This is a genomic window from Dapis hubbardiae BLCC-M172, assembly GCF_050016015.1.
Taxonomy (GTDB): Bacteria; Cyanobacteriota; Cyanobacteriia; order Cyanobacteriales; family Microcoleaceae; genus Trichodesmium.
Map to the genome: position 1 here is coordinate 1 of NZ_JBNHEQ010000114.1, position 9,293 is coordinate 9,293.

At 37.7% G+C, this 9,293-nt stretch carries 5 protein-coding genes and 1 pseudogene; all 6 read right to left on the reverse strand.

Annotation, left to right across the window (positions count from 1 at the left end; genetic code table 11):
• Window positions 1–385: 385 nt before the first annotated feature.
• A pseudogene (locus ACP6PK_RS10735) lies at window positions 386–1,588 on the reverse strand (DNA cytosine methyltransferase); the annotation flags it as partial.
• 91 nt (window positions 1,589–1,679) lie between these two features.
• Entirely contained in the window at window positions 1,680–3,548 is a 1,869-nt protein-coding gene (gene ltrA, locus ACP6PK_RS10740; RefSeq protein WP_426559598.1) for a group II intron reverse transcriptase/maturase, read from the reverse strand.
• Between the two features lie 581 nt (window positions 3,549–4,129).
• The gene (locus ACP6PK_RS10745; protein WP_246844343.1) at window positions 4,130–4,327 is read right to left on the reverse strand and encodes a DNA cytosine methyltransferase; all 198 of its coding nucleotides are present in this window, start codon (window positions 4,325–4,327) and stop codon (window positions 4,130–4,132) included.
• 437 nt (window positions 4,328–4,764) lie between these two features.
• On the reverse strand, window positions 4,765–5,016 hold the full coding sequence (locus tag ACP6PK_RS10750; protein ID WP_143438132.1) for a DNA cytosine methyltransferase: 252 nt from the start codon (window positions 5,014–5,016) through the stop codon (window positions 4,765–4,767).
• Between the two features lie 94 nt (window positions 5,017–5,110).
• Entirely contained in the window at window positions 5,111–8,092 is a 2,982-nt protein-coding gene (gene pruA, locus ACP6PK_RS10755) for an L-glutamate gamma-semialdehyde dehydrogenase (protein ID WP_426559599.1), read from the reverse strand.
• A gap of 703 nt (window positions 8,093–8,795) precedes the next feature.
• On the reverse strand, window positions 8,796–9,071 hold the full coding sequence (locus ACP6PK_RS10760) for a hypothetical protein (protein WP_426559600.1): 276 nt from the start codon (window positions 9,069–9,071) through the stop codon (window positions 8,796–8,798).
• Window positions 9,072–9,293: the final 222 nt, after the last annotated feature.

Consider the following 9,293-nt stretch of genomic DNA (forward strand, 5'->3'; position numbering starts at 1 on the left):
TCAGATATATATTATACCCTTTTTTTTACTATTTTTTCACTAAAGTCCCGATATATCAACTGGTTCTTTAGCCAGCCTAATAATTTGGTCTCCATTCTTACCCAAGTGTTTAATGGTCATTGGAGAGAACTTAGCGGGTCCTTTTAGTAAAAAGGTATATGAAGACTTATTAAACATTTTTAGAGAAGTTGGAGTTGAGATGAAATCAAAGATTGACCAATGGATTAAGTCAAAATCTAGGTAAAAGAAGGTTGTAAGCTTTTATATTTATCATTAGACATCTCCAGAAAAGAGGGAGTAGGGAGTAGGGGAAAAAATTTGACGGTTTATCCTCTAATAATTGATTTTATTTGGGATTTTTGGAGATGTCTATTATGCAGTTAATCTAATTAACAAAACCTAGCAACTCCAGTAAAGACTTAGCTAAATAATAAACAACTGGAATAGATACAGCATTCCCGAATTGTTTCTTAGCAATATTCTCCTTACTATGCGGTCTAAACCAACTAGGAAAACCTTGTAACTTAGCACAGTCTTTTGCAGTTATATACCTATATTTTTTCTGCCGATAAATTTCCTGGATAAATAAAGACTTATACTCTTCTGGAGTTTCTGCATTAATAGAAACCGTAGCTATACAATCTTTTGTACCTGTAGCAGTTAAGGTCGGCACAATTTCTGAATGAGGTAAAAATATTCTATATATGCCATTAATTCCTGATGAATTTTTAGAGTTGACAAATTCATAACCCTTTTCTGAAACATAACGAATAATTTTCTTCTCTACTAAATTATTCAATTCTTGAATTTGCAAATTATCTATTAACTCAGATAAATCTACAAAAGATAAAGGATTACCATCTTTTTTACCGTACTTTTTTTTCCGTCTATTTTTGAGAATAGTTTCACAAATTAACTTTTCCCTTTTAGTTGTCTCTATCAGATCCCAAGAATGAATAGTTGTATGACCATTTCTCGTATCACAAAAAACAAAAAAATCATTCAACTCATCATTTTTCTGAAATTTATTTCTAGATACTGGAACAGTACCATTAAACAAAATATCTGGTGATAATTTTGCCTTTTGAATATCAAAATTACCCTGGAGACCATCAATAACTTGAAAAAGTTTAGCTTGAAAATTCAATGGTTCGGGAAAAGAGAAATTATCTATATCTAAATCTTTTCTAATTCCTACAATAAAAACTCGTTCTCTATTTTGAGGCAATCCAAAATCAGCAGAATTCAGTAATTTGTAATAAACACGATAACCAATATTTTTAAACTTCTCAATAATTAATTCAAACGACCTTTGATTAGCAGGACTAATTAACCCTCTCACATTTTCAAAAATAAAAGCTTCAGGTTGATTTTCCTCCACAACTCTGATTGTATCAAACCAAAGTTTTCCTCTAGAATCATCAAAACCCCGTAACTTTCCAGCAACAGACCAAGGCTGACAAGGAACGCCACCAACTATCAGATTTACTTGCCAAGGTAACTCAGAAATTTTAGTAATATCTCCCAAATATTTTTCATCATTATTGACATATCCAGTCAAAAAATTTTGCTGATAAACCTTTATTGCATCAGAGTCGTTAAACTAAGCCAGGTAAGTTACCCTACCCGACTCGTCTTCAGAACCGTGCGTGAGACTTTCACCTCACACGGCTCCTCTCTTAAACGTCCCTTTTCATGGGCACATCCTGTTTCAGAGTTAACATATCGTCAATCCATATATAGTTATCAGGTAAATCCTGGGGTCTAAATTTTGGATATGTCTTTTTGTCTGAAGCCGTTTTACTGTCGTGGCAATGTCGGTGCAACAGTTGTTTGTTTTTAAGCGTGTTGTCACCTCCTTTAGACCTTGGTTTTATATGGTCTACTTCCATAAGGTCAGTTGGACTAAAGGTTAACCCACAAAATGCGCATTTATTCTTTTGACGTTTTAACAGCGTCGTGACTTCTTTCCTTACGCCTGGGTATTTGCCGATTCTATTACTCCAATAAGTCCAATTGCCGTCATAAGGGGATTTATTACCCTTCACTTTGATATGCCTTACAATAGGAATATCTGAGTGTAGGTTTAGTATATATTCGCCGTCGTTAAGTACCCAATTCCTGGTTTTCTTAACTTTGGGGAAATACTTTTTCTTTACCCATTGGGAGGGCTTATTGGGATGCCTTCTATTTGCCCATCTCCATAGTCTTTTCCATAGGAGGTTGTCTATTTCACTGAACACCTCTTTACTGACTACGGCTGAGAAGTAGTTAGACCATCCTCTAATTACCGGATTTAGTTTGGCTATTAAAGCCTTAACAGGGGCAGTTTTGTGTGAATCACATACATCCGCCAATTTCCGATAATGAGTTTTTATACTCTTGGAAGATGGTTTAATCAGCGTCTTAAATCCTTGTTTAGTTGACTTAACCTCGTATTGCCTAACGTTAAATCCTAGAAAGTCGAATCCAGGTTCGTTACCTTTGTATTCCTCTAAGGTATGAGCAATTTTGGTTTTTTCTGGTTTTAGTTCTAATCCTACCTGGCTTAACCATTCCTGTATTACGGTTTTTGCTTGTAACACTACTTTAATATCTTCGTGTAGGATAACGAAATCATCAGCATAGCGTACTAAGTTGAGACTGTTTACCTTGTCTTGCCAGCCTTGTTGATGACCTTTTTTATTTTTGAGGTCTATCGTTCTGGCAAATTGGTTTAATTGTTCCTCCATACCGTGTAAGGCGATGTTTGCTAGTAAGGCACTAATCACCCCTCCCTGTGGTGTACCTTCCACAGTGTTTGAGAATTGTTTATTGTCAAACACTCCAGACTTTAACCACTGTTTGATTAAGCGTCTGTAGGCCAAAGACCCTACTTTTCTCAACAGTGCATCATGGTTAATTCGGTCGAAACATTTGGATATATCAGCATCAAGCACATATTTGGGTTTGCATCTGATACTGAGAAAGATGGCTTCGATAGCATCATGTGTTGACCGTCCTGGTCTAAAACCATAGCTATTAGGTTCAAATCTCGCCTCCCACTCTGGTTCCATACCCAACTTAACCAGAGCTTGTAATGCACGGTCGTACATTGTAGGGATTCCAAGAGGTCTCTTCTCATCCCTCCCTGGTTTTGGTATCCAGACTCTACGGGTGGGGCTTGCTTTGAGGTATCGCGTGTTTAATAAATCAACCAGGTTTAATCTCTGCATAGGAGGTAGATTTTTTATACCATCTACACCTGCTGTTTTCTTCCCCTGGTTATCTTGGGTCACGCGCCTAACAGCTAGCAACCTTGCGTAATAACTAGAAGTCAGAAGTCTTTGGTATTTACGCATCTTACGGATTTCGCCACGGCTGGATGCTCTGTAAATTAACTTTTGCAACTTAAATACATTCTTCTCAACCCGTCTCCAGTTAATATCTTTCCATTTGAGATTTGGATTAATACATACTGGATCTAGTATATCGTCTGTATCCCATGCCACGCTTAAAAATGGTTTAGGATTTCCTAAACGTCTTTTTAGTGTTTTAGCCTTATTCATCGCGCTTTGATTACCTTACATTACGTCTAACAGTGGGTACGTCAGCATAGATATGCTTTTTACCCAATCCTACTCTCCCTAAGACCTACGTCTGAGTGCGTAGATTGACCTTGAATGGCTTCCTAAGTTATCGACCTATATTCTTAGGTGTCTTAAGGAGGTTTCCTCGTTCCCTTATTCCTTTATTACGACTGATTTAGTGGGGTAAAGTCTCCCGGAGGGTTCGATACGATTGTTAGTAATCCCGAAATTATAAGATTACCCATAGACCCTCTGACTTTTGTCCTTCAACCCGTAGCTACCTTTGGGTTGGTTATATTTGACGAGAGTTTGATTACCTTCCTGTTCGTCCACTTGTCAGCCTTTGCTTGCGGTATCGTTCCTAGGTAACTGGTATTTTCCCGCTTTTAGACCAGCTTCACCAATTTGATATTCAGTCTCATCAGTGTGGCCTATGCTTTCTACCCAACAACAAGGCGGAGGAATTTCACCTCGAAGGAGATAAGAGTTTTCCAGTAGCCAAATATTTAAACTCCTTTAAGATTAGCTACGGAAGGCCATTTATACTCAGTTTTCCTGGTTTAGTGGCCAACGAGTCGCACAATTTCTGAATATCCTAAACATTTACCTCCTAATTCTTCTAGAGGAATTCTAAATCCACCAATACCCGCAAATAAATCTATAAAAGTGAACCGATGCTCATATATTTGCAAATTAATAGGTTTCTCAAGATTAAAAAAGCTTAATTGGGTTGGGGAATTAATGATATTACCAGACATGAGTTAATTTTTTGTGATTCTTACTAGAATTAAGGGCGTTGGTGAATTACTGTATGATATTAATCAGGAGTTACGGAAAAAATGAAATTATACACCATTTGTAGGTGCGAATCGCGATTCGCACCTACTAGATATGGTTGTTATGCGTAAGTCCTGTTAATCTTAATTATTTAGGAGTCAGGAGTCAGAAGGAAAGAAAGAAGAAGCAAAGAGTAGTAGAAGGAGAAAGTTTTTTGTTCACGCTTTTATCCGGGCAGGATATCATACCTCAAATCACCAACCCCCAATTAGGAATTATAGCAATTATTTTAAGTTGAGATTTTGGGTAATTATAAAATTTCCTACTAAGATTACTATTATAAGTCAATACAATAAACATCAAAAATTATTTGGCAAATTAAATTCTTTGTGGTTTCATGGGTATTTGGTTATCCAGTTTATCCGTTATATGTTCCGAAACAGTTTATGAAAGATACAAATACTGAAACTGAAACAGATAAAGTTGCTACAACACAAGCAGCTTTTCTTTTAAATATTTCTACTATCGTATCAAACCAAAGTTTTCCTCTAGAATCATCAAAACCCCGTAACTTTCCAGCAATAGACCAAGGTTGACAAGGAACTCCACCAATTATCAGATTGACTTGCCAAGGTAACTCAGAAATTTTGGTAATATCATAACCATTCAAGGTGGTGCATTGTAATTATTTTTGTTCCGACTCCCGTCCTTGGCATTGCTAGATAGGGACGTTGCATCTAACGTCCCTACAACTCAATCTAACCTCAACTATCCACACCTTCAATAGGTGCAAAACCTTGCCTTTGCACATTCTCAGTTATCGTGCGCGGTTCCAAAAATTGCAGTAAATAATCAGGACCTCCTGCTTTTGAACCTACACCAGACAACTTAAACCCACCAAACGGTTGTCGGGAAACGATCGCTCCGGTAATCCCACGATTAATATATATATTCCCTACTTCAAATTCTGCTTTTGCTCGTTCAATGTGAGAAGGAGTCCGAGAATACAACCCGCCAGTCAAAGCAAAATTCGTTCCGTTAGCAATTTCTAACGCCTCAGTAAAATTCTGAGCTTTCATCACTGCCAAAACCGGACCAAATATTTCCTCCTGAGCAATAGTCGCATTTGGTGACACATCCTTAAATACCACTGGACCGACAAAATAACCATCCTCTGGCGCAGTCATCTCAATAGCAACTTTTGCTTCCCGCTTACCTTTGGCAATATATTCCTGAATTCGCTTTTGCGCCTTATCATCAATTACCGGACCAACTTGGGTACTTGGTTTCTCTGCATCTCCTATATTGAGCGATCGCGTAGCTTCTACCAACCTTTCCACAAAAGCATCATAAATTGGTGCCGACACCACAACCCGCGAACAAGCAGAACATTTCTGTCCGCTATATCCAAAAGCAGAATAGACAACACCAGCAACTGCTTGGTCAAGGTCAGCACTTTCATCCACAATAATCGCATTTTTACCACCCATTTCAGCAATAACTCGCTTCAGATGTTTTTGCCCTGGTCGCAAAATTGCAGCTTCAGCATAGATATGACAACCTACTTCCTGAGAACCAGTAAAAGTAATACTATTAACATCTGGGTGTTTCACCATAAAATCACCAACGCTGGAACCTTTACCTGGAACAAATTGGAATACCCCTTTAGGAAAACCCGCTTCTACCAAAATTTCAGCAATTTTAGAAGCAATAACCGATGATGTCTCCGCAGGTTTCAACAACGTGCAGTTACCAGTCACCAAAGATGAAACCGTCATTCCAGTAGGAATAGCTAGAGGAAAATTCCAAGGGGAAATCACCAAAGAAATACCACGGGGTTGATAATAATAACGGTCAGTTTCTCCAGCGGTATCATATTTATAACCCATATCTAACCGTTCCATTTCATCAGCATAATAACGACAAAAATCTATAGCTTCAGAAACTTCGGCATTACATTGGTTAAGGGGTTTACCAACTTCTAAAACCATCCATGCTGTCAGTTCGTGGCGACGTTTTTCCATTAAGTCGGCAGCTTTGCGCAATATTGCTGTCCGTTCCCGCACTGGTGTTTTCTTCCAACCAGGAAATGCTGCTTTTGCTGCTTTAATTGCGTGTTCTGCTTGTTCGACGGAGATTAAACCAATTTTGCCAACAACCTCTTTGGGGTTTGACGGGTTGACGGAATCAACTATTTGTGCAGTGTTTGTGTATTCACCATTGATAATTGGTAGATAGGTTTTTCCTAACTGTAGTCGTGCTTTGCCAATGCTATTTAGAGCTTGTTCCCGTTGTTGGGCGTTGGCGTAGTCACTATCCGCAGCATTATTGAAAACTGGTTTGACAATATCGTGAATTGTAGTTTTGCCGTTGGTAGTAGGTGCTGCCAATAATTCTTCTAAAGGTTTGTTTTCTGAACTTTGTCTGAGGAATGAACTATTGGCAGTATTTTCCAATAAACGACGAATTAAATATGCCATTCCTGGTAATAGGTCGCCGTAGGGGCAATAAACTCGGACGCGATAACCTTTGTCTACTAATGTTTTAGCTATTTGGTCGCCCATACCGTAGAGAACTTGCATCTCGAAACAACGCGGAGGCACGTTTAGAGTTTCTGCAATGGCGATCGCCCTTGCCTGAGAACGAACGTTATGACTACCGATAGCTGAGTAAATATATTGATGATTTTCTAGCATCATCTGAGTCAGCTTTTCAAAGTTGGCATCAGTTTCAGGTTTATCATTAAATACTGGTTGTGGCCAGTCGTTTTGTAAAGCTGTGATGGTTTCCTGATCCCAATATGCTCCTTTGACGAGTCGAACAGTAACGGGGCAACCTCGATTTTTTGCCCAGTCAATAATACCTTGCAAATCTTTTTCGCTATCCCGCAAATATGCTTGAGTCGTCACACCGATATCGCTACGGTTGCGGAACTCTTCTTCCATCAACAATTCTTTGAGAATAGCAATGGTTAGGTCTTTGTAGGTGTATTGTTCCATGTCGAAGTGAACTGCTACACCGAGTTCTTTGGCACGTCTGAGTAGAGTTCGGATGCGATCGCTAACTCGTTCTTGACTACCTTTGACATCAAGGGGGTCAAACTGGGAATAAAATGCTGTAAGTTTTACTGATACTTGTACTCGTGGTAGTTTTTTCCCTTCTGCTTCGTCTATCTGGGGAACTGATGACCACTTGTTAGCAGCTTGGGAGAGTTGAGTCATCAGTTCGAGATAACGGTCTAAATATAACTGTGCTTCAGTTTCAGTGATGACTGCTTCCCCAAGCAAGTCTACGGTAAAGCACATTTTATCTTTCCGTAGTTTTTCTAGAGTTTTGATAATTTGTTTGACATTTTCCCCGGCAATGTATTTATGAGCAAGGGTTTCTACTGCGGGTGCAACAGTAGTAGCTGCTAGTTGACCAGGAACGGAGTCTGGGTTAGCAAAATTGAGCAGTTTTTTCAGTGCTTCTGGTAGTTCGACTTCTTCAGTAGTCAAATATTCTTGAAGGTGAGCGGCTATTTCTGGTTTACTCCGTAATGCTGGTAAACAGTCAATAAAACGAAATAGTTGTACCCGTAAACCCGGACTTGCCATTGCCCAGTCGAGTAGTTTATCATCCCACCGCATTTGATTTTGTAATTGACCTAAGAAAGAACGATTTTTTTCTTGAGTTGCTGTCAAGATTTGTTTAGCTATTTCTTGGGTTTTGGTTTCGTAGTTACTATCGGATATTTGTGCGACCATTTTTTTCTAAAGTATGGTTAAATTAATTGGGATTATGTATCGGATTAATTTAGGTATTTATCACTAAAATAGATTTAAAATTTAGTGTTTTTCCGATATTGTTTCCGGTACTTTTAGTCCAATATGTTCTTGTATTTCAATTCTACTTTAAAAGGTATTATGTAACGATACTTTGACTTTGTTAATTAACAGAAATTAATCTATTGTACTATTTATCCTATAACATCTAAAATAGATTTTTTAGATCAAATCCGCTTGCTTTAGAGTATGAGAAGAAACCGGGTTTATGGGAGACAGATGTCAGTGTAGTATGGCCTCTAATACAAACCCAGTTTATGTACTTTAGAGTCAGATTTTATGTGATAAGCGATCGCCCTTTTTTGATTTCAAATTCTCCTATTAACTCTCACTACTAAATCTTCCAAATAATTCCTCACGACATAATTAAGATAGCTGTAATAGTAAAGAGGAAAATTCTTCTGGAGATAAAAACAAAATTGGTTCAATAATATTCCTAAGTTTGTCATCTAAAGAATTAAACTTTATTATCAACAAATCCTCAATAATTGCAGTGTGTTCAATTCGGTAACCTTGCTCTATACCTGACTAAGTAGCAGTTTCTAATTTGTATAATAAAAGTGGTGATAAGTGCATAATCAACTCCCTATCTTCTTGTTATAATTCTGAACTTACTTCTAAATTACTACGCAAAGAAGATAACAAAAACAAAGCATTTTAAAGTATCTAATGTTTCTGGTAATTGATGAATTACTACTAATCCAGTTCTCAAGAATTGAGCTAATAAATAAACTCCTTCGCCCCAATTATCCCCATCAGTTTTAGCGCCAATATTCTCTAGTATTTTACTTGATGCAGTGGGTGTTAAAATCCATAATTTCGGATAATTATCCTCAGTAATCTTAGTCTTTTCTCGATTCGCTCGACCGAGATAATCTGTATGAACTTCTAATAATTCCAATATACATCTCCAGAAAAGAGGGAATAGGTATGGAGGGAATAGGGGGGAAATAATTGATGATTTATCTACGATAATTGATTTGATTTTTTATTGTTGGAGATGTGTAATAGACAAGTCTGAATTTAATTAATAGTTATAGGATTACGGAAAGGTTCAAAGAAAGAAGTAGTGGGTGTTAAAATCCATAATTTCGGATAATTATCCTCAGTAATCTTAGTCTTT